General features: G+C 65.0%; 1 protein-coding gene. It reads right to left on the bottom strand.

All coding sequences use genetic code 11. From position 1 onward, the window contains the following. Nucleotides 1-400 (bottom strand): iron chelate uptake ABC transporter family permease subunit (locus tag I6F36_RS39250; RefSeq protein ID WP_225173324.1); only part of this gene is annotated, 400 nt, incomplete at both ends.

Raw genomic sequence — 400 nt, 5'->3', positions numbered from 1 at the left:
ACGCCGGTCATGGCCGAAACCAGGATGATGGAGATCCGCTTCAATCGCTCGACGTCGACGCCGCTGTGAAACGCCTCGGCCTCGCCGAGCACCAGCACATCGAGCCCGCGCGCGATCGACAGGCATGCGACCAGCGCAACGGCGAGCACCGGCGCGAGCGTGGCAATCTTGCTCCAGGTCGCGCCGCTCATCGAGCCCAGCATCCAGAACGTAATGTCGCGGAGCTGGCGGTCATCGGCGATGAACACCAGAAGCCCGATGCCGGCATTCGCAATTGCTGCGATCGCAATTCCTGCCAGCAGGAAGATCGCAATCGACGTCCGCCCGGCGCGGCTCGCGATGCTGTAGAGGATGATGGTCGTCACCAGCGAGCCGGCGAACGCCGCCAGCGGCAGCAATT

The sequence above is a fragment of the Bradyrhizobium sp. BRP19 genome, from assembly GCF_020194195.1.
Lineage (GTDB): Bacteria > Pseudomonadota > Alphaproteobacteria > Rhizobiales > Xanthobacteraceae > Bradyrhizobium > Bradyrhizobium yuanmingense.
The sequence above is the reverse complement of the archived record's forward strand: the minus strand, read 5'-3'. Positions and strand labels throughout refer to the sequence as shown.